Source organism: Moorena sp. SIOASIH (assembly GCF_010671925.1).
Taxonomy (GTDB): domain Bacteria; phylum Cyanobacteriota; class Cyanobacteriia; order Cyanobacteriales; family Coleofasciculaceae; genus Moorena.
In genome coordinates, this window is the sequence record NZ_JAAHIH010000023.1 from 1 (window position 1) to 1,043 (window position 1,043).

Sequence of the window (1,043 nt, forward strand, 5' to 3'; positions counted from 1 at the left end):
TGTGCTCTTCCGATCTGCCTAACTCAGCAGGACTTGGAAAATATAGAGGCGGGTTAGGGCAGAAGTTTAGCTTTAAGAATGTGGGTGAACATCCCTTGAATATATCAGTAGTCAGCGAAAAAACTCAGACCGTAGCAAAAGGCCTTTTAGGCGGCGAAGATGGTCAAATGGGTGCTATTGAAATTATTCCGGAACGGGATTTCCCGCCGAAAGGACTGGATAAAATTTACCCGGGAGAAGAACTTATCTTTACCTTACCCGGCGGCGCCGGGTACGGAGATGTGGCCGACAGGTCTCAACAACTTATTGAACAGGATAGACAATTAGGATATATCGATTAAAAGCGTAAAAAATGTCAGCAAAGAATTTAACACCAGTTTGGAATAAGATAGCGAAGCATGCCATGCTTCCGGAAACCACACATGATGAACGGGCTAGATATAACTTTCTATCGAATCTGAACAAACATCTAGCTCATGTAGCTCAAGGCACTAAGACGGCCTATGACACCCGCGTTGCACCCAAATTTGAAAAAGAACACGGGCGAGAAATCAGAAATAGAGAGGAATTGAAGGGCGCAATTGAAAAAGACCCTCATTATCAAATCTGGTCCTCTTTAAGGCGAAGCACCATGGAAATGCGGCAACAAGCAGGTCGTTCCCTGGTCTTGCGGCAGGCGGAAGCTCTTAGAGATAAGGCGGAGGAATTGAATAAGGGAAAGTCGACCTTGGTTTTGAACCCAGAGGTGAAGGTGCCGGAATATTTGTTAGCCGTAGACAATCACCTAATGCCAGGTAGTTATCATACCGAACTCATTGAAGGAGATGTTACGGCAGCAGCAAATTACGACTCCGAAATCTTCGTAACTACTGCAGGTCTTATAGGCCGCTTTAGCGACGGAGGAGGCAAAGCCATTACCAGTTGGGTTCGTAAAAATCATCCGGAATTCAAGCCAAAGCGCATCCTTGATATCGGCTGTGGAATGGGGCACAATGTACTCCCTATTGCAAAAGCCTTTCCTGATGCCGAAATAATTGCTATTA

Annotated in this window: 1 protein-coding gene and 1 pseudogene; both read left to right on the forward strand. The window is 45.5% G+C overall.

The genetic code is table 11. The annotated features are described in order from the left end of the window. A partial coding sequence (locus F6J90_RS43350) for a hydantoinase B/oxoprolinase family protein (protein WP_293109144.1) occupies positions 1-341 on the forward strand: 341 nt, incomplete at its 5' end. A gap of 11 nt (positions 342-352) precedes the next feature. After that, positions 353-1,043 (forward strand): annotated as a pseudogene (locus tag F6J90_RS43355) (hypothetical protein); the annotation flags it as partial.